Below are 20,634 nucleotides of genomic sequence, written 5' to 3'. Positions count from 1 at the left end.
GAAAGGGAAACTCACGCCTCAGGCCACCTTTCTGCAACAACGCCGACACGATGTGTCCGTCGTTGGATCAGCTCTTGGTTGCCGATCTCCACGTAGCCTGACTGTGCCGCCACTGCACTTCGGCAATGGCAGCCTGCTTGGAGCACCTGACCGATATTGTCCCTGTGGACGATTCTGAAGATCAGTGCCTTGTGAGGATTGAGAAGCTCAGCCGACATGCTGGTGACGCTAGTCGACCTACAGCCCTGCAGCAAGTAGATGTGTGCTGAAGCTTCGAGCCCTAGTCGTTTCCTCGCTTTGTTACACTGGACGTTCAGTGACAAAAATCCCCACTTTTTCCCATCAACACGTCCAAACGTAGCACAGCGACGATCTACTCCCCACCCGCTAAGCTTGGTACGGGGCCGCGGCCGTCCGCGGGGCGTCCAAGGTCTGCTTTGCAGGAGGTGCGCGATGGTCTCGCGGCAGCAGCGAACGACCGCTCCCCGCCAACGTCGATCGGCTCCGGATCAAACTTTCAAGAGATCTAGCAAAGGATCGAAGGCATAGAGCGCTGCCCGGCGTCCCGAGGCGGGTTCGATGGTCCGCAACAAGTCTGCTTCCACGAGGCGGCGAGAGAGGGCGCGGGCCGAGGAGGCGGGGATCCCGGAGCGATCGACGAACCGGTCGTTGCGGAAAATCGGACTGGCGAAGACGAAATCGAGCGCCTGATCGTGGAACTGCGAATTCAGGACCTCGCGGAAACGTTCGCGCATGGCGCCGTGCAGCCCGAAGATCGCATCCGCTGTTCGGATGTTGACGCAGGCCTGCTCATGCATCGCCTGAAGAAAGAAGACGACCCAGCCGGTCCAATCGCGGTTGGCGGAGACGGCGCGCATCCGCTCGATGTATTCGTCTTTATGCGCCTCGAAGTAGCCGGACACGAAGAAGTTTGGCTGGCCTAGAATGCCCAACTTCCACAGCATCAGGGTAATCAGCATCCGACCGATCCGGCCGTTGCCGTCTTCGAACGGGTGCAAGGCCTCGAATTCGACATGGGCGATGGCGGTCCGGATCAGCGGCCGCAGCTTGCTTTCCGCCATGAAACGCACGAGTTCCGTCATCGCCGGTGCGAGTTGCTCGGGCGCGATCGGGACGTAGTAGATTTTGCCGCGCCTTTCGTCGCCGATGTAGTTTTGTTCGGTCTTGTAGCTGCCCGGGTGCTTCTGGGCGCCGCGGCCGAAGGACAGAAGTTGCTGATGTGCGGTGCGGATGAGGTGCTCGCTGAGCGGCGCCCCGTCGGCTAGGGCCTGGCTCGCGTTGCGGAGCGCGCGCGAATAGAGAAACGTCTCGACATCGTCGTTGCGCGCTTCTCGGTAGGGATCGGTGCTGCCCGCGTCCTCCTCTGCCTCGAGCCGGTAGAGTTCTTCGATGGTCGAGATCGTTCCCTCCATCCTTGAGGAGGTCACGGCGTCCTGGCGGCGCAGGGGCGCGAGGAAGAGCTCGCTGTTGACCATACCCGACATCTTGGCGTCGTATCGGGCGAGGGAGGCCGCGGCATCCTCTGCAGGCCCAAGCAAGGCTTCATAGTCGAGGGCGCTCGGGGGGAACTCACCCGAATGGTAGGTCACGGCATCGGAAAGATCATAAGTTTTGGCGATCATTTTTGCCCCGATTCCGTCGTCTAACTCGCTTGATGCCAGGGTAGTCACGCCAAGGCGCTTAGGCAACAGAATTTGCCGCAGTTCTGTCATCAAGGGCAATAGCCGATAGAGCGTTGTCAGCAATCGAATTTGACGACAGTTCGCTGGTGAATTCTGCTGTCTAAGTGCGTGCGGTCCATTTTGTCTCGGCGACCGAAGTAGCAGGTTTCATCGTGTAACCTAGTGCTGCGCGGTGTTCACGGCCGGCGCCAGCCTCACCCGGCCATTTCGGAAACCCGCTTCGAGAACTTCGTCATCCGCGCCAGTGCATTTTCCTGCGATGGCGTCAGAGCTTCGAGCCCGATCTCGGCGGTCATATCCTTGGTTGTGCCCTTTCCTCCCGAGGCAATCTTCTTTGCGACTTTCGGAACCGCAGCGGGCGGCGCATGTTCGGGAGCCGAGGGATAGTCGATCTTGCCGAGCCCCGCGAGCCGACGTTCGAGCGCCTCCATGCGCTCGACAAGCCCGAGCACCTTGGCGCTGTCGCGCGAGGGATAGGGCAGGGGCCCGGTTTGCGCATTGAAGAGCGACAGAAACTTCGGATCCTCGAAATAGACGATGCGGCTCACCAGGAGCGGGTTCTGTCGCTCGGGGATCAGGATCGCCTGATCGGGGCTCAGGCGACGCACTTCGTCCGGGGTCAGAAGTGGCCGCTCTTCCATGCGCCGGCTCACCGAGCGACGCTGCACGAAATCCCGATCCCGCGACAGGCTGTCGGAGACCGCGAGCTTGGTGGTCTTGCCGAGCGCGTCGGAAATCTCTCCGGCAGTCTTCTTGTCGTTCGCGGCGAGATAAAGCTTCATCCCGGCGGCGGCTTCAAGCGACAGGCGCACGTTCTCGCCGTAGATGTTGTCGAGGCCGGGGATCGACTGGGTGATGATCGAGACCCGCGCCCCATGCCCTGCAAGCTGCTTGAGGGCCTGTTCGACGATCGGCATCGGGCCAAGCTGGTCGAATTCATCGAGCAGCACCATCACGGGCCAGGGTTCGGTCTTGGGCGAAGGCATCGTGGCGCGCATCGTGGCGATGAGTTCACCGAAGAAAAGCCGCACCAGCGGTGCCAGCGTGCGAATGTCATCGGCATTGACCACGACATAGATCGACATCGGCCGCTTGCGCAGATCGGAGAAGGAGAAGTCGTTTCCCCCCGTGGCGCGATCGACAGCCGGGTTGTTCCAGAGCGTCATGCCCGCGCCACCCAGAACGGAGGCATGCGAAGAGAGCGTGCGGTCGGAATAGCCTGCGAACTTGCGGAAGGTCTGCGCGGCATTGGGGTGTTTCACCTCGAGCGCGTGCTCGGCATAGACTTCGGAGGTTGCGCCCTGCCCGAAGAGAATGCGGCTGATTTCGCCGATGCTCGGGCGATTGCGCTCGATCGCCAGAAGCCCTGCCGCGACGAAAAGCTCTCGGCCCTCGGTCAGGAAATCGCCCGCCGTGCCCTTGTCGGAGACGGTCAGAAAGTAGTCCGAGATCTTTGAAAGCTCGGTATAGCGTTGCTCGGGGTTTTCGATGCGGGCGACACGCTCGAGCGGGTTGTAGCGATGCGTCGGGTGTTCGAAGTCGAAAGGCGAGAAGCGATAGACCTCGTCGCCCTGCGCCTTGCGGTGGCGCGAGGTCGCCTCGAAGATCTCGCCCTTGACGTCGAGGATCACACAGGAGCCATTGAAAAGAAGCGTGTTCGGGATCACATAGCCCACGCCCTTGCCGGCGCGAGTGGGCGCCACCACCAGACAATGCGGAAACTTCTCGAAGGTCGCGCTGACATAGGGCGCCGATTTCCGCGGCGCCCCCAGCTTGCCGAAAACCAGCCCGGCGCCAAGCGCCTGCAAAAGACCGTTTGCACGCATCTCCCGGCGGATCTGGAATTTCGCCTGTCCATATTCCGTGAGCTGCTGGCGCAGCGACAGCGCTGCGGCGGCAAGACCGAAGAGAACGGTGGCGCCCCCGACGATTTGCCATAGGAGAAGCCACGGCGGGGTCAGCAGTCGTCCAAAACCCGGGAATTCGCTCACGAGAACGAAGATGCCGGTCGCATTCGGGTCGCGGCCAAGGATCAGGTTCAGCACCACGCCCCCGGCAATGAGACCGACGATCAACCCCGCGAAAAGCCCGAGCGGCAGAAAAAGGAGAATGCGCGGCACGATCAGAACTCCAGTTCGCGTTCAAGCTTGCGGATCGGGGCGGGTTGGGCGCGTTCCGCTCTGTCGGTTTCGAGACGGCGCTCGGCGCGTTCGGCCTCCTGCACCGTGACGCCAAGCGCGGGATGTTCCTTCGCTGCGAAGAGGATCGCCTTGGCAGCGGCCTCGCGCGCCGAGGGCTCAGCGAAATCCTTCGCCAAGGCCTCGGTCCGGCCCTGCGCAATATCCTCGAGCACCTTCTCGCCATAGCGCGCGCGCAGATCGGCGCCAAAGGCACCTGCCTGCTCTTCGGTCCGAAACGAAACCGGTTCCTGTTGCGTCTGAAATTCCGCCATTTTCTGAAGGGTAGAAAGAAGCGGATACTCACGGGACGCCGCATCGGAGCAGGCAGTCTCGATCCCCCGAGCTGCCCGCTCAATAATCTGGTCCGTAATGTCTGACGCGCGCGCGCGGCCCTCTTCTTGTCCGAGGTCGCGTTTGTGGCGCGCTGCAATCTCGCGGACGTCGGATTGATCTGGTGCCGCCTCTTCCAAAACGGCAGGCACGCCCCGGTCGCGTTCCGCCCCGAAGGCGGCCGAGGCTTCGGCGGCGATTTCCTCCATCTCGGCCCGCAAGTCGGTTTGCACCGCTTTTGGCAGCTGCTCGATCTGCGTGCCGACCTCCTTCACCCAGGACGAAATCGCCTTTTCCGGGCTTTGCCAGTTTTCAGCCTGCGCCTCGCGATCCGCGACATGGCGCAGGAGAACCGGATTCTCGGCAAGATGCCTGGCCAGGGTCTGGCTCAGCGGGCTTTCATCGGGGAACCTCGCGATGACCTCGGGCTCTCCGGCCCGATCGAAGGTCATGAGTGCGAGCGACTCGCTTGGCAGGAGGCCCTGCGATCCTTCCCCGTCCACAAACCGCCCGGTTCCGATCGTGGCTGCCGCATCGGAGACATGCGCCGCGACGGCTTTTCGGAACGCGGGATCCTCGACGAGTTGCTCTGCAAGCGCCCGGGTGGCGGGGGTGTCGCGCTCGAAGCTCACAACCAACTGAGCATCTTCGCCGGCATAAATCGCCGCCTCGGGTCGGACAAATTCGGGGCGTGCCTCATGCGTGATCAAGACCCCCTTCGGGATCGGTGCCGCGTCATCCGAGGCATCACGCGTGAGGGTTGCGTCCCGGGCAACCGAAGCTTCCACCCGCTCCTCGCCGCCTTCGTAGAAGTCAAAGGCGTGTTTCAACGCCTCGCGCGCAGTCTCGAAGGTGCGCGCAGAATGCGAGAGCTCCTTCTCCCCGGTTGGAAGGATCGCCTCATAGCCGGTGTGAATCCCCGCCTCTGTCCCAACGGCGACCGGGCGGAGATCGACGGACTGATCCGTGCGCGCCCATTCCCCCGCCGCGAGGATCACCGGCGCGCTGGTGGAGGCTGGGTCTTCCTGTTCTGCCATTCGCCCCGCCTCGGCCAGTTGCACCGCGTTCTTCAGGGTGGGGCCGGGAGGGTCAAGGTCGGTCGCGGTGGACCAGAGCGCTGCCGCCTTTTCGGGCTCGGCCCGCGCCAAGGCTTCAAGATCGGAAACAAGACGCCTGTCGTCGCGCACGGCGTTTTCCGCATTAGGCGCATCCCAGGAGATTTTGGCAAGCCGTTCAGAGAGCGATGCTTCCATCGAGTTGAAATATCCCGTCCGGAACGCCCCGTCAGAGGCGTGCGAGTCGGGAAGGGATTTCCCGAACGTCTCCTCAGACCCCGGTTCTCGGATCACATGCGTGGCGGCCATCCGTCGCGCCTTGTCGTCTTCCAAATGCAGAACGTAGGGGCGCTCGGCCGGGTCAGCGCGGAAAAAGGCCGCGCCAGCCTCAACCGGGTCGGTGAATTTCTGCTCAGCCCCGCTCATTGTCAGGTGCAACGCATAGGTTTCTTTCGGCCGGGCACCGGCGGGGTCGAGATCGTCGTCCATGATCACCTTCGGAGGAAGTTTCGGGGGCCGCGAGGGGGGCATCCCACTCAGTCGTCGAGCCCGGGGAAGTACATTTCCATGATGCCGCGCCGCTCGCCGTCACGGCCCATCTGCAAGATCACGTCGATCGAGCTTTGCAGGTAGCGGATCACCTCGGCAAACCCGAGCCGCGTGCCCTGCGCCATCACCAGAAGCGCGAGCCTGTCCATGGCCTTGCGGGCGGAATGGGCATGCAGCGTCGTGAACGAGCCCGAGTGACCGGTGTTGATCGCATCAAGGAATGTGGCCGCCTCCGATCCGCGCAACTCGCCAAGGATGATCCGATCGGGCCGCAGCCGCAGCGTGGCCTGCAAGAGCTTGTCGGCCGAGCGCGCCGAGCTGTCGTCGCGCTGCGCGATCAGGCTCACCGCGTTCGGCTGGGCGGGCAGGAGTTCAAGCGAGTCCTCGATGGTCACGATGCGCTCATTCTCGGGGACGAGTGACAGCAGGCGACGCCCGAGTTCTGTCTTGCCCGTGGATGTGCCGCCCGAAACGATGATGTTGAGCCGCTCGGTGACGAGCCTTTGCAAGAACGCGTCCACATCCGTGGTGCGCGCATCTTGTCGGATGCCCGCAACCATCTCGCGCCGTTCGTCTTCGAGCGATTTGACCTGCGCGCGCAGGAATTCAAACCAGCGCGGCGCCCGCTTGCCCTCTGCGTCGCGCGCCCGAAACACCCGAATGCCGATCACGGTGCCCCCCGAGACAGCAGGGCTGCCGACAATCTGGCAGCGCAGCATCAAATTGCGATAGCGCACCGCGGCGGAAACGAGCGGCAGGGATTCTGTGAACGTATTCGAGGTCGAGTTCGCGATCTGCGCCGCGAGATCGCGAACTTCTCGCGCGGGCAGGGGCGGGAGACCCGCCTTCATCATATGTGTCGACCCCGCGCGCTCGACCCAGATCTCGCCATCGGCATTGATCGCGATTTCCATCACGCCCGGGGCGGCGAGCGCCGCATCGAGTTGACCAAGATATGTGTCCAGATAGCTCATCAGAAAAACTCGAGATCGGTATCGACACGCACCATCACCACCGCGCCTTGATCGACGCTGATCGTCGAGGGGATGTTGAGATAGTCGGCCATCGCGTCGCCAACGGCATTGCCAAGATCTGTGCCGACATCCTTTGCCGTGTCCGAGGTGATCTCGTTCGAGGCGTATTTCGCCGCAGCCAGGGCGGGGACCGCGCCGATGACCGAAATCAGCGCCGCCGACCCGAACCTTTCAAGGAAATGGGTGCGCACACGGCCGGGAAGGCCCGAGCGGCCAACCCGATCTGTGCCAAAGGCTGCCATGACGACGGTCTGGCCGTCGGTGGTGATCAACCGGTCCCAGGCAATCAGGACCCGCCTTTGTCCGGGCGAAACATCAGAGTCATATCGCCCGAAAAGCTTCGAGCCGCGCGGCACCAGAACCCGCGTCATGTCGAAGGACCAGACATCGCGGCTGACGATGGCGGAGACATTGCCTGCGAGATCCGTGTTGATCGCCGTTTCAAGTGCCGCCTCGATCACCGTGCCCTGAACGATCGTATGTGCGGGATTGGCGATCACTTCAGCTTGGGTGATCGCTGACGTCTTGGCACCTGCGCGCCGGAATGCATCCGCGCCGGTTGCGCCGGAAGCGCCAACATCACCACCGGAACCGCCAGCGGACTCGTTGCGCAACGCAACCATATCGGAATTGATCTGCGCGGCACTGAGGGCGTTGGCTTCCTGGCGACGCCGCGCCAGCTCTTCCTCGCGCGCCCGCCGCGCCTCGGCTTCACTGTCGCCCTGCACCAGCTTCGCGGTGTCGAGCTCAGTCTGAAGCCGAATGTTGTCTCGTTCGAGTTCCGCCCGAGCTGCGGCCTCGTTGCGGGCATCTTCTTCGAGCTTCGCAATCTTGGCGCCCAGTTCCTGCAGCTTCGCTTCATCGGGGACGGTGACCGCATTGGCTTTCAGCGTGGCGATCTGTGCCTGCAAATCCACGATCTCCAATTTGAGACGCTCCTCCGCGCTGCGGTCGGGCTTGATCGTCAAGTCGGGCTTTGGGCGCGAGATGGTGAAGCCATCGGTTCCAATCCCGTCTTGCTGAAAATCGCTCACCGATGCGGTTGCGATCGGCGGGGCCGGCTCCGGGGCCTCCGGCGCGGAAAGCGCGAGCCAGACCCCGGCGCCGAGCCCTGTCACGGCGGTGACGGCCGAAAGCGCATAGGGGTTCACCCCGCGCCGCTTCGGCTTTGGGTCTTGCGGTTGCATCCTGGCAAGGCGCTCGGCGAGTTTCTCACTCTCGGGGAGATCGGTCATCGCTGCGTTCCCGTCTCGGCGGCAACGCAGACATAATCCGCGCCATAGCGCAGAACCCAGCGCTCGGACCGGGCACTGACCGTGATCGTCGTTCCCGAAACTGCAGAATTGACCGAATATTCCTGACCACGATCATCCGCGCGGAAGATCGTCGGCATCGGCGCCCCGGACGGGATCTTGAACGCGGTCTTGCGGCCGTCATCGGACACCGCAATCGGCGCGAAGGAGGGCAGGCGTCCTGCGTGTTTCATCACCCGATATCGCATCGGCGGATCGGCCGGAATCTCGGTCGCGGTCCGCGCTCCCGCACCCGTTCCCGGCACGGTGAACTTCACCGAATATTGAGCCGTTCCACGAGAGCTCTCGGTCACCCGCAGGAAATAGATGTTGCGCTGCGTCTCGATCGTGAGGTTCGTCGAGGCCCCGGCGATGACGGGCTTGATGATGAAAAGGTTCGGCCGCTCGAGCTTGTCGATCTTGAAGCTTTCGAGATCGCCGATGGCAATCGACTGGATCCGCTCGCCATCCGCCAATTCCACGAGGGTCACCGTGCGCAGCCGGGTGGTGACGGTGTAAACCTGCCCCTCCTGATAGGTGGCGTAGGTCACGCGGTGATCGCGGCTGCCCGCGCGCGGCGCGGTTTCGGCGTGGACGGGCAGGGCGGTCACCCCGGCGAGGATGGCGGCAAGTGCGCACGAAGAATAGTTCATCTTCAGCCCTCCTGAGGCTGCAGGGATTCCGCGGTCAGGCGGTAATCGGTCACGAGAAACCCGGTCGGGTTTTGCCAGACGAGATCGAGTGCGCTTTCCTTGCTCGGCTCGAAGCGGAAGGTGACGGTGGCGGTGAACTTGCCCTCGCGGTCGGGCACGCCTTCGCCATCGCTCACCCAGGTTTTGGTGAACCGAACCTGCGAGGTCGTCTCGGTGACAGGCGTGATAGAGAGGATCCGCACGACGACCCGCGAGTTTTCTCCGTAGACTTTGGGCGGATAGTTCGGATGCCCCTCGGTCCAGAGGCTCTTGAGCGATGTTTTCGCGTCGCCCTCGCTCCAGGTGTAGGCGCGCAGGATCCGGGTTTCATTGTCGTGCTGGTCGTAGGTCTCGCGGTCCGTCACATAGGCGTAAAGCAGGCTCTGCCGGATCGCCTCGGCCTGTTCCATCCCGGCCTTCTCGACCGAGACGACGCGCTCCGCCACGCCGGTGTCCTTGTCGACGATGGCGAGATAGGCTTCGGTCTCCTTAAGCGGCAAAAGCACCGTGACCGCGATCATGCCCATGAGGCCGATGGCCAAGCCGCCGCCCGCGATGCCATAGGCGATGCGCTCGCGCTTGCGCACTCCGAAGAACATCTCGCCTTCGAGAAAACTTCTCAATTCAGGGGCTGAACCTGTCATCGTCTGCTCCAGTGATTTCGGGGATCGCGGGCGGGGTGGGGTGGCGTCAGCCGCTGCGGATGAACTGGCTCAGCCGGAGCCGAGCCGCGTGGCCGCGTTCGGCGTCCGTACGGGCCTGATCACGCAAATGGTGGTGCTCGGTCTTTCCGGTCAGGAAGCCCGAGCGAAACTGCCCCATCCGGCGCGCGGCATAGTCGGAGGTTTTCTCGAGCGGTTTCCCGGCAACGCGCAGCGCCTGCGGTGCGATCGATGCGAGATTGATCTGCCCGGTGATGTGCGAAACCGCCATCGGGATGGCGAGCAAGGCGAAGATGCCCACGAAGACGATCACGAAGAAGCCAAGGATCGAACCGAGGTCGGTGACATCCTTTGCTTTCGTGAACACGTCATGCGCCACTGTGACAACGGCCACGATGATCCCGGCGGAGGCAACAGGATACATCAGATAGCCGATCATGGCCGAAAGCCAGGCCTCGAACATGCCCTTGGTCTTCTCGAATATCGTCGCCGCGATGGAAAGGGGCGCGATGCCCAGCAGGAAAGCGATCATCAGCTTCGCAAAGCCAACGATGAACACATAGACCGCCATGAGCAGGCCAAGAACGAGGTAGAGGAAGGCGGCGACAAACCCGCGCATGATCGAGGACATCGCGGAAGACACGCTGTCAACATTGCCCGCCATCATATTGGCCATGTCGTCCATCGCGGCAGAGGCCGATGCCCCGACACCGGTCCCGCCTTCCTTGAAGAAGGCGAGCGCCAGATCGCCAAGCCCATTGCTGGCCGCATCATAGATCTGGCTGAAGTTCAGCCACGAAAGCCCGAACATCAACACCATAATGATCCGAAAGGCGAGCTGAAGCGCATCGCGCATCGCGATCCGATAAACGTTCAGCGCCATGTTGATACCGATGAGAACCAGAAGCAGCGTCAAGAGGGTCGTGAAGACAGGAGCAACGGCCACCGCGGTCAGCTCGAAATACTGCTTTCCGGCGGCGCTGATTGCACCATCAAGCGTCGACAGGATGCTTGAGACGCTGTCCATCAGAACGGCCCGGCACACATGGCTTCGGCCACGGCGATCAACTTGTCTGCCTCTTCCGAGATCTCTTGAGTTTGCACCCACTTCAGAATTTCGGTCCCGGTCGACTGTCGGAGGCCGCTTGCGATCCTTTCAACCTGTGCCCAGTCCGCAGCTTTTGTCGCGCAGCTGCAATTTCGAACTTCGATAACCTCTTTTGCCTGTACGAACCCGTAGATATCGCGGTAGGCGCGAGCCTCCGGACCTTGTTGCGTTTGCCGGTATTCTTGAGGCCAGAGCGACTGACAACTCCGCCAAGGCTCGTTCACCGCACCCGAGATCGGCTGCACATCTGCGGGCACGGCGACCTTGGGCAGGACATCAAGGAAAGCCTCTTCCCCCTCCATCCCGGGTCCGACCGGCGTTTCCGCTGCGGCCACACCGATGATCGTCCACATCAGCGCCGCTGCCGTCGCAGCCTTCGCCACATCACCCTTCACGCCCGCGCACCACATGCTCATTTCTCCCCCAGGACCTTGATAAATTTCTGCTCTTCGGCGGCGGTGGCGGCATCCATCACCCCGGCCTCGCCCATTCCCATCAGTTGGGCCGACTCCATGTTCCAGATATTGGCGAGCGCGATCGAAAGCTCGGCCGTCACCCGGGTATTGAGATCGACCGCCTCCTTGAGGCCTTTGGTGTCGGGGATCTGCTGCACCAGCTCATTCACCCGTCCCAGACTTTCGGACGCTTTCACCGAGGAGGATTCGGCCGCAGCAGAAAGGAACGCGGCCGTGTTCGCCTGCGAGCCAATCCGCGCGGCGCTCGGGTTCTCGCTGCTCGAGAGGGTGTCGACGGTCTTCACGTCGAGCCCGACCGAGGTGAAAAACTCCGAGACATATTCCGCCGCAGGCTTGTCGCCCACCTTGCCCGAGGTGGTGATCAGGGAATAGCTGCCGCTCCTGGCCGATTGCAGCCCGCCGGTCAGATCGTTCACATCTGGCAGGATATCGTCGAAGAAGGTTTTCGGGTCCGGGATGCCAAGCGCCTGAAGGGTCAGCCCGTGACGCAGCGCCTCGATCTGATCCTTGAGAAGCAGGATCTGTTGAGCCTGCTTGAGGATCTGATCGTCAAGCTTCAGGTTCGAGGCGATCAATTCCTTGACCTGCAATTTTGCCTCGGTCAGCACCTCGCCGACCTTGGCGATCGCGGAAAGGTCGATCGTCGGCACGCCTTGCGCCGAAACGGCGAGCGGGGCGGAGGACAGAGCGGACACCGCGCATGCAGTGATCAGGAAACGCAGATACCGGGCTTTCATTCGATCCCTCCCTTGACCTTGATGAATGTGGCGTCTTCGGCATAGGCCTGCAGGAAGAGCGCATAGCGCGCCTGATCCACGCGAACCCGCGCGGCTTTCACCCGGGCCACCATGACGGCAATGCGCATCGCCTCGGCCCGGGCATAGGTGTTGAGACCCATCGCCTCTTCGGCGCTCTTCGTTTTCGGAATCTGCTCGACGATCGCGCGCAGCCGCGTGAGTGCGGCGCTGATTTCGCTCGTCGCTTCCATGCCGTAATGCATCCCGGCATCGGCGACGTTGCTGGCTTCCGCGATTGCCATGTCGCGCGGATCGAGCGTCCCGACCTGATCGATCCCGCCGATCTTCGCCGCATAGCCGTTGAAAAAGCTGGTGATGCGCAAGACGTAATTCTGCGTTTCCTTGAAGGGCGGCACTCCCCCGTATTTGAGGACATTGCCGGGACCCGCATTATAGGCCGCAAGCGCCATCGGCACCGAGCCAAAGCGGTTGAGCTGGGCCAGAAAGTACCGCGCCCCGCCATCGAGTTGCAGCCGCGGGTCATCATAATAACCCGGATAAATGCCGAGCCCTTTCGCCGTGTCGGGCATGACCTGCGTGAGGCCAAACGCCCCAACCGGGCTGCGTGCACCAATCGAAAACCCGGACTCCTGCTTGACCAACGACTGAAACCAGATCCGGAACTCGGTCGGGTTCAGACCCGCCTTCGAAAGACCGGGATGGCCCGCATATTTGCGCGCCGTCTCGACGATCATCTCCTCGATGCTCGATTTCGCATCGCCAAAGAGCCGGGCCGCATAGGGGTTGTTGTCATCGACCGAATAGACTGCGGTCGCCTCGGCCCCGGGGAGTGACTCGAGACCTGCAACAGGCATCGGGGAGCCCGAGAGCAGGGCAAGCGTCTGATCGAGCGCCGCGAGCTGTTCCTTGTGCAAGTCGTCGATCTTGCTTTTCTTCGCTGTCTCCAGCTGACGCGCCTCGCTCAAGGCCGCCATCTGCGAAACCTCGAGGCCGTGCTGGATTGCGGCTTTGCCGTCGACTGTCGGCACGCCATTCGCGGCCGCCGTGCCAGCCAGCACGATCGCAGCAAGGGCAAAGCCCGAAAGGGAGGGATGCAGATCAGCGACAGGACGGGGCATGGTTTGCGCGGCCCAGAACCGGGCTCGATCCTTTCGACGAAACGCTTGTGCTGGGGCTCGCATTTGCCCAACAATTCGTGCGGGCAACGGGAACATCCGCGCAGGACGCAAGCATCAGTACCGCGAGGCCTGTAAGCAATCTTATGTAAAATCCTGATCGCATCCGATCCTCACTCTTTCCAGAACTGCGGGCGCGTGGCGTAATCCGCGCCGAAAGCGTTGATCCCGGCCTGACCGCCGCCCAGAGCCGTCAAAAGCGGCCCCAGCGCCTTCAGATCGACATCGAGCACCGTCGATCCGCGCGGGTTGCGCGAGAGCACCAGCCGCTGGCCCGGGATTGGCGTCAGCACGAAATCCAGCTCGCCATCGGTGAGCCGGAACCCGTCATAGTCGCACGCCTCGGCCTCGCCGTTCGGGAACAGAAGCTGGTTCGGCAAGGCCTCGAGGATCGAGCGCGCCTTCGATCCGCGGATCTGGCTCGGAAACTGCGTCATCATCACCACGACAACATTCTTCTTCCGCGCCGTGACCAACCATTCGGCGAGCTTGCGCGAGAAATAGTCGTCGTCGAGCACCTTCCAGGCCTCGTCGATCAGGATCAGCGTCGGGCGCTTTTCCTCGATCAGCATCTCGATGCGCCGGAAAAGATAGCCGAGGATCGCGCTGCGTTCGGTGCCAAGATCGAGGATCTCGGTCAGATCGACCGCCGTCACGTCATGGCTTTCGAAATCCACGACCGGCTCATTCGCTTCGCCGAAGACCCAGCCGTAACGTCCGCCCGGCCCCCATTCGGCAAGCCGCTGCGCGAGGTCGAGCCCGTCGCCCACATCGCCGAACAATTCCTGAAAAGCACGGAAGTTGCGAAGCCCCGCACGCGCTTTGCCGTTTTGGGTGATGGCCGATTTGATCGCCTCCGACTGCAGCGGGGTCATGGCGCCGCTGCGGGATTCAAGCAGGCTCACCAGCCAATCGAGCAACCAGGCCTCGCCGCGCTCGCCTGCCTCGGTCGCCAGAGGGTTGAGGCCCGTCGGGCGCCCCGCCCGGATCTCCGCATAACGCCCGCCCAGGGCATGGACGGCCATTTTCAGACCGGCCTCCTTGTCGAAGATGATCGTGCGGCCCCCGGCGCGCTGCGCCTGCGCCGCCAGAAACGCGACCGTCGTTGTCTTGCCGCCCCCGGATTTGCCCAGAACGAGCGTGTGGCCATTGGTGGGCTCCGCCTGCGGGTCGCCCGGTTCGTGGAAACTGAACCGGTGCAGGCTGCCCTGCAGAGTCGGAAACACCGTGATCGGGGTGCGCCAAGGCAGTGCCTCCGCGCCAGTTCCGGTATCCGCCGCATGCAGCGCAGCGAGATCGGCGAAGTTGATCGAGGAAACCGTCATGTCGCGGGCGCGGTAGTCCATGTTGCCCGGATGCATGGCGAACACACCGGCCTCGAGCGCGGTCACCTCTCGAAGGAGCCGCATGCCGTTCTGGTGCGCGATGCCGCGGATCCGCGCCACTTCGGTTTCGAGGGCGGCCGCGTCATCGGCAAAAATGGTGATGGTCATCTGGTGCAGACCAAAGCCGAGCATTCCGCTTTCGGCCTTGTCGGCCGCCTCGAAAAGCTGCGCCTCGATCGTGGCCGCAATGTCCTCGGCTGCGCGCATCTGCGCCACGCGGCGCTTGACCCGCTCGGCGATGCCCGTCCGTTCGATCGGTGAATAGCTGTGGGTGATGATCACATCGCGGCTGGCGCCGAGCGCGTCGAGCATCCCGGGCCAGGTCGAGGTCGGGTAGGATTTGACGAAGAGAAGGGCGCCGACACGTGGCCGCATGCCTCCCTCCTCCACGGTAAACTGCCCTTTCCCGAAGTGCAGCGAGGCCGCGGCCGCATCTTCGGCGAGAAGGCAGAAAGGTGCTCGCCGCAGGGGTTTCATCTCGCCTGTCAGAAGCGAGGCGTAAAACCCGAGCAAGCTGCCATCGCTGATCTTGAGCCGTTTCGTGCGCACCCCGAGCCCGCTCTCAAGGATCGCCGCGACCTCGCGCAGTTCCTCAAGCCTGCGCGCCGTGTCATCGCCCCAGACCTTCGAGGCCGCGCGCCGAAAAAGCGGGACCGGCAGCACCGAGGTTTGGCGGCGCACCACGCTCAAAACGAGCACGCTCTCTTGTAGGTTGCGCCGCACCAGTTCATCGGTCCAGACGCGCTCGACATCCGCGGCGAAGCTGAGTCCGCGGATCGGTGTGACGCTCGTTGCCGTCGGACGCATGAGGCGGTGCAGGTAGAAGCAGAACCGCTCATCAAGCGTGTCGAAGAGATGCGCGAGCCCCGCCCGCAGCGCGAGAATGGTCGAATGCCCCGAAGTGACGCCATCGATCCCGACGATCTCGAACGACACCATCAGCGCGTTCTCGCGGGTGCGCACGGTCTCGTCGTCGATCTCGATCAGATAGGGCAAATGCGCATAGACCTTCGGGTCGCGCGTATGCAGCCCCTGCGCCCTCGCCGCCCGTTTCGTTTCGGCAAGCTCAGGAAACATGGCGTCGCTCCCGCCGCAGAAGCGCCATCGGCGTCACCTGCATCATCACCGAAAGCACGTGATGACCATTCGGATTGATCCGCGTCGCAGCCCGCGCAAGTCCATACCAGAGCGGCACCGTCAGGAACCACGTCATCACCTTGAAAAGGATGAACGGGAGCACGGCCATCCCGCCCACCGCCATGGCATAGGGCATCGGCAGCCCGAGAAACTTCGCCTGCCGTGAAAGCCCAAGGATGACCGCACTCTTTTCCATGGTTCCGATCCTCAGCTGAACGACGAACGCAGGTTCGCGACGATCGCCGGTCCGGCGAAAACGAAGAATGCGCCGACGACCACCAGCGAAACCCAGGCCCAGCTGATCCGGTTGAACGCGGCAAGAAAGCCCGTCACCACGAAGGCGATGCCAAAGAAGGCCGTCGCCAACGTGCCGCGGAACGAGGCAAGCACACCGGTGGCGACGTTCTCGGCCTTGGTGAAGACGATATTTGCGAGCGCTGGCTCAACTTGCGAGAGAGTGACAAGGCCGGCCACGAGGGCCAGCCGGATCGCCGGGGTCATGTGCATGGGATTTTCCTGAATCAAAGCTCCGCAAGAATGCGGTCGTAAGCCGCCATCACCTTGACGATGTGACTGCGGGTCTCGGTGTAAGGCGGCACACCGCCATATTTGCGCACGGCTTCCGGACCGGCGTTATAGGCCGCAAGCGCAAGCGTCAGGCTCTCGAACGATCCGATCTGTTCCAGCAGGTAGCGCGCGCCGCCATCGAGGTTTTGCATCGGATCCGAAGGGTCGACGCGCAAATATCGCGCGGTATCGGGCATGAGCTGCGCGAGGCCCTGGGCCCCTGCCCCGCTCACGGCGCGTTGGGAATAATTGCTCTCGACCTTGATCATTGCCTGAAAGAAGGCCGACCACTGCCGGGGCGAAAGCTGAAGACGCCGAAGCGCCGGGTGGTCTTGATAGCGCGCCGCCACCTGCCGGATCGCGGGCAACACCGACTGCGGCGCCGCCACGCTTTTCGTGCTCATCACCGGGGTTTGGGGGCCCGGGTTCTCGTCCCCCCGATCCGCCTTGGCTGCGCTCGGCCGGATCAGGTACCCCTCGGCGTCGTAGCGCAAGACCGACGTTTCAGCAGGAAGCGCTGCGAAGGCCTGAGGGGCGAGGTCAGGCTCACCCCCCTGCCCCGTCTCATTCCAGCGGATCACTTCCGCCCGGACGGCTGCGCATCCCGCCACGGACATCACCAGCGACAAAAGGCACGTCGAGATGATCGAGGTTGAGCTTGCCGCTCGCCATTCCGAAAAGACCGATCGGCGAGTTGATGATCCGCTCTCGCGCCGTCGCGGTGACCAGCATGAACCGATCACCCTCCCGCGAGACCACATAAAACAGCCATTCCCCCGAAAACCGCTCCGCGGGGTCTGGCGCACTGACACACTCGATCTCAACCGTCGCTCCATCGGTGGCGGCCATCTTGCGAAAATCCCGTTCCAGCAGAACAGGCAATGTGCGCCGCTTCATCTTGGCTCCCCTTGGATTGATCAGCGGGGATCGTTGTAACAAGAGTTTCTTCGTGACTCCATGATTAACCATGTGTAAACGGTTTTCAATCTTAAAAATGACAAATACGAGTGAAAATGCCTTGTTATGAGAACCCCGACGCAACAAGTGAGCCCGAAAAGCGTTTCTTTCCCGTCTGTTGCGGTCCATTCGCTGGCGTAATGTCGCAGTGGCGCATCGCGGGTCTCAATGTGCGCGACCGCTCTGTCAGGCGCCTCGCGCACCCGATCCGAGCAACGCACGCCGCAGCGCTCTTCGTCCTTTGTCCCCTCTCGGCCGCAGCAGACCCCCTGCCCTGCCTGCCCCCGGATCTGCCATCGACAGCGCTTCCTGCGGCCGTATTGACTGACTACCGCGCCGAAATCTCCGCCGAATTCGAGAGCTATTTCGCGCAGGTTGGCCCCTACAGCGCCTGCCTCGACGCCGAGCGAAGCCGCAGCCTCGACGAGGCTCGGCTGGCAGCCAAAAGCTACGCAGCCTTTCTCGACACCACCCCCGCACCGGAGCAAATTCAATGAACCCTCTTCGCTCGTCCCTTTCGCTCGGTTTCGCCCTCGCGTTCTTCCTCCCCTCCCCCGCCAGCGCCTATCAGATCGACTGTGCGATCCTTCTCTGCCTTGCCGGCGGCTTCCCGCCGAGCGTGCCCTGCGCGCAGGCCCGAGCGGAAATGATCCGCCGCATCACACCTTGGCCCGTCGAGCCGCCGCTGCAAATCTGGCGCTGTCCGATGCATGCGGCCTTCGATCTGCCTGCCGCGGAACGTCCGGCCGTGCGCCTTTACCAGATCGCGGCGAACCCGGCACAAACACCTCGCTCCCCTGCCCTGCCGCCAACAGAGGCACGATTTGTCGATCGACTGGTGCAAGTTGCGACCGGCGAATACACCGATGGAAACGAAACCGCAGATGCCGATGTCAGCGGCCCCGAATTCGACTTCGTGCGCTCCATCCGGGTGTTCAGCGTGGAAGTCGCCCGACAGCACTGGATCGGTGGCGACAACGATACCTGCAATCAAAGCCAGCGCGTCCGCGTCGGAACATACGGCACCCAGGGGGATTTCAGCTGGCACGGCTCCTCCGTCGCGGCGCTCCCTCCGGCCTTCGAAGGCCTGGAAGGCTGGGCTGACGACAGCACGCCGGACGGCAGCCACTGCCCGGGAATATACAAGCGATCCGTGTTTATCGAGTGGCGAGATCATGAAGGCAGTTATGGGTTCGAGCAGGTCGATTACTAGGAGCGCCTTCGTCACGCCCGCAACGTTTCTTCGCCTGAACGGTCTCGTCAAACGTCCCGATGCGATCGCCCCCGGTGGCGCCTCTCACCGATCCCTGCCCTGCCAGAACCACAGCCCGCATTCGGCGCGGCGGTCGGCCTCGCTCAGCCCGATGTCGCAGAGCGCCTCTGCCCCAAGCAGGGCCAGGCGCGCGCGGCTGCTTGCGCGGCGATGCCAGAGCGCGAGGCGCTGCAACAGGCGCAAGGTGCCGAGCGGCCCAAGCCGCGCCTCATGGCGCGACGGGGGCGTTTCGCAGACGGGCGGGGGCGCGGAGAGATGTGACATGGGCGCACCCTGCCTCCGCGCACGCCTCTTGACAAACGACGTCTTGGCCGGATTTCTGTGAGAAAATCTCACAGCGTTTCGGCCCCACCCTTGTCCCTGCCGCCGCTCACCGCCCTGCGCGCCTTCGAAGCCGCGATCCGCCACGGCCGCATGACCCGCGCCGCCGAAGAGCTGGGCGTGACCCATGGTGCCATCAGCCGACAGGTGCGGCTTCTCGAGGAAAACTTCGGCGCGCAGCTCATCGCGCGGACCCGCAGCGGTCTGGTGCCGACCGAGGCGGGGGCCGCCCTGGCCGAGCGTCTCGGCCGCGGCTTTCGCGAGATCGAGGCGGGCGTGGCGGCGCTGCGCGACGATGCGGGGGGCGTCCTCGACGTTTCCTGCCTTGGCACCTTCACGCTGCGCTGGCTGATCCCGCGCCTGGGCCGGTTCACGGCCACCCATTCCGGCCTCGAGGTGCGGCTCTCGCAATCCGATGCGCCCTGCGACTTCAGCCGGGGCCGCTACGATGTCGCGATCCGGGTGACCGACCACGAGTTGCCCGCGGGCACCCATGTCACCCCGCTTTTCACCGAGCGGTTCGGCCCGGTGCTCTCACCCGCCTTGGCCGAGAGGCTGGCCCTGCGCTCCCCCGCCGATCTCGCCCGCGCGCCGCGCCTTTGGGCCCGCACAAGGCCAAATGCCTGGGCCGATTGGTGCGCCCGCAGCGGCTGCACGGCGCTTGAGGGCGGTGCGCCCTACGAGCATTTCTACTTCATGCTCGAGGCTGCCAGCGCCGGGCTTGGCGTCGCCCTCGCCCCGGAACCGCATGTGGCCGACGACCTCGCCGCAAGCCGGCTGATCGCGCCATTTGACTTCCTGCCCTCTGGGCTCTCCTATGTGGCCCTGCGACGCGAGGATGCGCCGAAAAAGGCCCGCGCCTTCTGCTATTGGATCGGCAAGGAGGCGGCGGGCTGAGGCGACGCCCAGATCGTCCTGCCCGAGCAAGGCTTGACCGCCGCAAGACCCGACCCATCTCTCAGTCGATCCCCTCTGACGAAACGAGATTCGGAATGGCACCTTCTCTGACGGTCTGGTTCGACAGCAGCTGTCCGCTCTGCCAACGCGAGATCGCGCTGATGAGGCGGCTCGATCGGCGCGGTGCGATCCGCTTCGTCGATCTTCGCGCCTCTGATGCCGCCTGCCCGATCGACCGCGCCGAACTGCTCGCCCGATTTCATGCGGAAGAGACCGGCCAGCTGCTCTCGGGGGCGGCAGCCTTTGGCGCGATGTGGCGGGCCATTCCGATCCTGCGCCCGCTTGGCCTCCTGGCCGGGTGGCCGCCCCTCGCCCCGGCTTTCGAGGCCGCCTATCGCCGCTTCCTGCGCCTGCGCCCCCGACTGCAGAAGCTGTTCCGGTGACGCCCGGCTTTCGTTGCGCGCAGGGATGTCCTATGCAGAGGAAAACAGGTCAGGACAGATGATGCGCCTTCCTTTTGCCGCCCTGCTCGCACTGCTGATCGCCGCCGGCTGTGCGCCTGGGAACGGCGCCGTGGTCAAGGGCGCCGGGCCCGATGATCTTCTGAAGCTCCGCGACGGCCCAGGCCTCGATCACAAGATTCTCATCGGCCTGCCCGATGGCACCCGCCTCACCCGCGGCGCTTGTGTGACGCGGACGGACAAGGTCTGGTGCCGGGTCTTCCTCACCGACCGGCCCAACGTCTCGGGCTATGTCTCGGCCGAGTATCTGGCGCATCGCTGACAGGGGCACCCGGCCCTGAACCGCATGGCGCAGTCATCCGAAGCCGCCCCTGATGCGGTTCACCGCGAGAGGCGTGGCAGGTCATTCCGACCCTTCGTGCGGGCGCCGCGAGAATCCGCGCCCCGTCGCAGATGGGCGGAAAGCGGTCAGTCTTTGCCATGCGAATTCAACCTCGCTCCGATGCGAAGGCGGACATTCAGTCTAACAGGTCGCTGAAATAGTCGGCCTCGACCTTGGATGCAGAACATGATTCACCCCTTCTCACGGCGAGAGGGGATCATGATGCGGGGCACGGACGAG

General features: G+C 63.5%; 23 protein-coding genes. 5 read left to right on the top strand and 18 right to left on the bottom strand.

Translation table 11 applies throughout. The annotated features are described in order from the left end of the window. Positions 1 to 11 precede the first annotated feature (11 nt). The 17 genes from CRO22_RS19455 to CRO22_RS17070 all read right to left on the bottom strand — a co-directional run bounded on the left by CRO22_RS19455 (position 12) and on the right by CRO22_RS17070 (position 17,000). Positions 12 to 218 carry a DarT ssDNA thymidine ADP-ribosyltransferase family protein gene (locus CRO22_RS19455; RefSeq protein WP_097071381.1) on the bottom strand — a complete coding sequence of 69 codons (207 nt, stop codon included), beginning with the start codon at positions 216 to 218 and terminating at the stop codon, positions 12 to 14. 291 nt (positions 219 to 509) lie between these two features. Further along, a complete protein-coding gene (locus tag CRO22_RS17145) occupies positions 510 to 1,643 on the bottom strand; it encodes a Fic family protein (RefSeq protein WP_097071380.1) in 1,134 nt (377 codons plus the stop codon). 254 nt (positions 1,644 to 1,897) lie between these two features. Continuing rightward, positions 1,898 to 3,823 carry a type IV secretory system conjugative DNA transfer family protein gene (locus tag CRO22_RS17140; protein WP_097071379.1) on the bottom strand — a complete coding sequence of 642 codons (1,926 nt, stop codon included), beginning with the start codon at positions 3,821 to 3,823 and terminating at the stop codon, positions 1,898 to 1,900. 2 nt (positions 3,824 to 3,825) lie between these two features. Continuing rightward, complete coding sequence (locus tag CRO22_RS17135; protein ID WP_141399470.1) at positions 3,826 to 5,757, bottom strand: hypothetical protein; 1,932 nt, start codon at positions 5,755 to 5,757, stop codon at positions 3,826 to 3,828. Between the two features lie 47 nt (positions 5,758 to 5,804). Further along, entirely contained in the window at positions 5,805 to 6,791 is a 987-nt protein-coding gene (locus CRO22_RS17130; RefSeq protein ID WP_097071377.1) for an ATPase, T2SS/T4P/T4SS family, read from the bottom strand. Continuing rightward, entirely contained in the window at positions 6,791 to 8,086 is a 1,296-nt protein-coding gene (locus CRO22_RS17125; RefSeq protein ID WP_097071376.1) for a TrbI/VirB10 family protein, read from the bottom strand. Before CRO22_RS17125 ends, CRO22_RS17130 begins: the two co-directional genes overlap by 1 nt. Further along, positions 8,083 to 8,796, bottom strand: coding sequence for a TrbG/VirB9 family P-type conjugative transfer protein (locus CRO22_RS17120; protein WP_097071375.1), 714 nt, complete (start codon positions 8,794 to 8,796; stop codon positions 8,083 to 8,085). Before CRO22_RS17120 ends, CRO22_RS17125 begins: the two co-directional genes overlap by 4 nt. Positions 8,797 to 8,798: 2 nt before the next feature. After that, positions 8,799 to 9,479 (bottom strand): virB8 family protein, encoded by a 681-nt coding sequence (locus tag CRO22_RS17115; RefSeq protein WP_097071374.1) that lies wholly within the window; start codon positions 9,477 to 9,479, stop codon positions 8,799 to 8,801. Between the two features lie 46 nt (positions 9,480 to 9,525). Further along, positions 9,526 to 10,524 carry a type IV secretion system protein gene (locus CRO22_RS17110; RefSeq protein WP_097071373.1) on the bottom strand — a complete coding sequence of 333 codons (999 nt, stop codon included), beginning with the start codon at positions 10,522 to 10,524 and terminating at the stop codon, positions 9,526 to 9,528. Next, entirely contained in the window at positions 10,524 to 11,021 is a 498-nt protein-coding gene (locus tag CRO22_RS17105) for a hypothetical protein (protein ID WP_141399469.1), read from the bottom strand. Before CRO22_RS17105 ends, CRO22_RS17110 begins: the two co-directional genes overlap by 1 nt. Beyond that, positions 11,018 to 11,818: a type IV secretion system protein gene (locus CRO22_RS17100; protein ID WP_097071371.1), complete on the bottom strand. Its 801-nt coding sequence runs from the start codon at positions 11,816 to 11,818 to the stop codon at positions 11,018 to 11,020. Before CRO22_RS17100 ends, CRO22_RS17105 begins: the two co-directional genes overlap by 4 nt. Beyond that, on the bottom strand, positions 11,815 to 12,957 hold the full coding sequence (locus CRO22_RS17095; protein WP_176518684.1) for a lytic transglycosylase domain-containing protein: 1,143 nt from the start codon (positions 12,955 to 12,957) through the stop codon (positions 11,815 to 11,817). Before CRO22_RS17095 ends, CRO22_RS17100 begins: the two co-directional genes overlap by 4 nt. A gap of 170 nt (positions 12,958 to 13,127) precedes the next feature. Beyond that, positions 13,128 to 15,476 carry a VirB4 family type IV secretion/conjugal transfer ATPase gene (locus CRO22_RS17090; RefSeq protein WP_097071369.1) on the bottom strand — a complete coding sequence of 783 codons (2,349 nt, stop codon included), beginning with the start codon at positions 15,474 to 15,476 and terminating at the stop codon, positions 13,128 to 13,130. Beyond that, the gene (locus CRO22_RS17085; RefSeq protein WP_071167408.1) at positions 15,466 to 15,732 is read right to left on the bottom strand and encodes a VirB3 family type IV secretion system protein; all 267 of its coding nucleotides are present in this window, start codon (positions 15,730 to 15,732) and stop codon (positions 15,466 to 15,468) included. Before CRO22_RS17085 ends, CRO22_RS17090 begins: the two co-directional genes overlap by 11 nt. An 11-nt stretch (positions 15,733 to 15,743) precedes the next feature. After that, positions 15,744 to 16,043, bottom strand: coding sequence for a TrbC/VirB2 family protein (locus tag CRO22_RS17080; protein ID WP_097071368.1), 300 nt, complete (start codon positions 16,041 to 16,043; stop codon positions 15,744 to 15,746). Between the two features lie 14 nt (positions 16,044 to 16,057). Further along, positions 16,058 to 16,507 (bottom strand): lytic transglycosylase domain-containing protein, encoded by a 450-nt coding sequence (locus CRO22_RS17075; RefSeq protein WP_097071396.1) that lies wholly within the window; start codon positions 16,505 to 16,507, stop codon positions 16,058 to 16,060. 160 nt (positions 16,508 to 16,667) lie between these two features. Then, positions 16,668 to 17,000, bottom strand: coding sequence for a hypothetical protein (locus tag CRO22_RS17070; protein ID WP_097071367.1), 333 nt, complete (start codon positions 16,998 to 17,000; stop codon positions 16,668 to 16,670). Positions 17,001 to 17,380: 380 nt separating this feature from the next. Here CRO22_RS17070 and CRO22_RS18965 point away from each other — a divergent pair, with 380 nt between their 5' ends. Further along, positions 17,381 to 17,557: a hypothetical protein gene (locus CRO22_RS18965; RefSeq protein WP_176518683.1), complete on the top strand. Its 177-nt coding sequence runs from the start codon at positions 17,381 to 17,383 to the stop codon at positions 17,555 to 17,557. Next, positions 17,554 to 18,273: a hypothetical protein gene (locus CRO22_RS17065; RefSeq protein WP_097071366.1), complete on the top strand. Its 720-nt coding sequence runs from the start codon at positions 17,554 to 17,556 to the stop codon at positions 18,271 to 18,273. Before CRO22_RS18965 ends, CRO22_RS17065 begins: the two co-directional genes overlap by 4 nt. Positions 18,274 to 18,357: 84 nt before the next feature. Here the strand turns inward: CRO22_RS17065 and CRO22_RS17060 are convergent, their stop codons facing one another. Continuing rightward, positions 18,358 to 18,597 carry a DUF1127 domain-containing protein gene (locus CRO22_RS17060; protein WP_097071365.1) on the bottom strand — a complete coding sequence of 80 codons (240 nt, stop codon included), beginning with the start codon at positions 18,595 to 18,597 and terminating at the stop codon, positions 18,358 to 18,360. 90 nt (positions 18,598 to 18,687) lie between these two features. Between CRO22_RS17060 and CRO22_RS17055 the strand changes: the two genes are divergently transcribed. From CRO22_RS17055 to CRO22_RS17045, 3 genes are all read left to right on the top strand, one after another. Beyond that, positions 18,688 to 19,551, top strand: a complete 864-nt coding sequence (locus CRO22_RS17055; protein ID WP_245861018.1) for a LysR substrate-binding domain-containing protein — start codon at positions 18,688 to 18,690, stop codon at positions 19,549 to 19,551. A 95-nt stretch (positions 19,552 to 19,646) separates the two neighbouring features. After that, positions 19,647 to 19,994, top strand: coding sequence for a thiol-disulfide oxidoreductase DCC family protein (locus CRO22_RS17050; RefSeq protein ID WP_097071363.1), 348 nt, complete (start codon positions 19,647 to 19,649; stop codon positions 19,992 to 19,994). A 58-nt stretch (positions 19,995 to 20,052) separates the two neighbouring features. Further along, complete coding sequence (locus CRO22_RS17045) at positions 20,053 to 20,334, top strand: SH3 domain-containing protein (protein ID WP_394341504.1); 282 nt, start codon at positions 20,053 to 20,055, stop codon at positions 20,332 to 20,334. Positions 20,335 to 20,634 lie beyond the last annotated feature (300 nt).

Origin of the sequence: Rhodobacter maris, from assembly GCF_900217815.1 — a bacterium.
Classification (GTDB): domain Bacteria; phylum Pseudomonadota; class Alphaproteobacteria; order Rhodobacterales; family Rhodobacteraceae; genus Rhodobacter; species Rhodobacter maris.
This window is presented reverse-complemented; position numbering and strand designations above follow the sequence as displayed.

Coding starts and splice junctions, on each gene's coding strand:
- CRO22_RS17080 (WP_097071368.1), bottom strand. CDS start 16,043: ATGCACATGACCCCGGCGATCCGGCTGGCCCTCGTGGCCGGCCTTGTC.
- CRO22_RS17045 (WP_394341504.1), top strand. CDS start 20,053: ATGATGCGCCTTCCTTTTGCCGCCCTGCTCGCACTGCTGATCGCCGCC.
- CRO22_RS17090 (WP_097071369.1), bottom strand. CDS start 15,476: ATGTTTCCTGAGCTTGCCGAAACGAAACGGGCGGCGAGGGCGCAGGGG.
- CRO22_RS17085 (WP_071167408.1), bottom strand. CDS start 15,732: ATGGAAAAGAGTGCGGTCATCCTTGGGCTTTCACGGCAGGCGAAGTTT.
- CRO22_RS17125 (WP_097071376.1), bottom strand. CDS start 8,086: ATGACCGATCTCCCCGAGAGTGAGAAACTCGCCGAGCGCCTTGCCAGG.
- CRO22_RS17060 (WP_097071365.1), bottom strand. CDS start 18,597: ATGTCACATCTCTCCGCGCCCCCGCCCGTCTGCGAAACGCCCCCGTCG.
- CRO22_RS17120 (WP_097071375.1), bottom strand. CDS start 8,796: ATGAACTATTCTTCGTGCGCACTTGCCGCCATCCTCGCCGGGGTGACC.
- CRO22_RS17115 (WP_097071374.1), bottom strand. CDS start 9,479: ATGACAGGTTCAGCCCCTGAATTGAGAAGTTTTCTCGAAGGCGAGATG.
- CRO22_RS17130 (WP_097071377.1), bottom strand. CDS start 6,791: ATGAGCTATCTGGACACATATCTTGGTCAACTCGATGCGGCGCTCGCC.
- CRO22_RS17070 (WP_097071367.1), bottom strand. CDS start 17,000: ATGAAGCGGCGCACATTGCCTGTTCTGCTGGAACGGGATTTTCGCAAG.
- CRO22_RS17100 (WP_097071371.1), bottom strand. CDS start 11,818: ATGAAAGCCCGGTATCTGCGTTTCCTGATCACTGCATGCGCGGTGTCC.
- CRO22_RS19455 (WP_097071381.1), bottom strand. CDS start 218: ATGTCGGCTGAGCTTCTCAATCCTCACAAGGCACTGATCTTCAGAATC.
- CRO22_RS17145 (WP_097071380.1), bottom strand. CDS start 1,643: ATGATCGCCAAAACTTATGATCTTTCCGATGCCGTGACCTACCATTCG.
- CRO22_RS17065 (WP_097071366.1), top strand. CDS start 17,554: ATGAACCCTCTTCGCTCGTCCCTTTCGCTCGGTTTCGCCCTCGCGTTC.
- CRO22_RS17110 (WP_097071373.1), bottom strand. CDS start 10,524: ATGGACAGCGTCTCAAGCATCCTGTCGACGCTTGATGGTGCAATCAGC.
- CRO22_RS17105 (WP_141399469.1), bottom strand. CDS start 11,021: ATGAGCATGTGGTGCGCGGGCGTGAAGGGTGATGTGGCGAAGGCTGCG.
- CRO22_RS17135 (WP_141399470.1), bottom strand. CDS start 5,757: ATGGACGACGATCTCGACCCCGCCGGTGCCCGGCCGAAAGAAACCTAT.
- CRO22_RS17050 (WP_097071363.1), top strand. CDS start 19,647: ATGGCACCTTCTCTGACGGTCTGGTTCGACAGCAGCTGTCCGCTCTGC.
- CRO22_RS17095 (WP_176518684.1), bottom strand. CDS start 12,957: ATGCCCCGTCCTGTCGCTGATCTGCATCCCTCCCTTTCGGGCTTTGCC.
- CRO22_RS17075 (WP_097071396.1), bottom strand. CDS start 16,507: ATGAGCACGAAAAGCGTGGCGGCGCCGCAGTCGGTGTTGCCCGCGATC.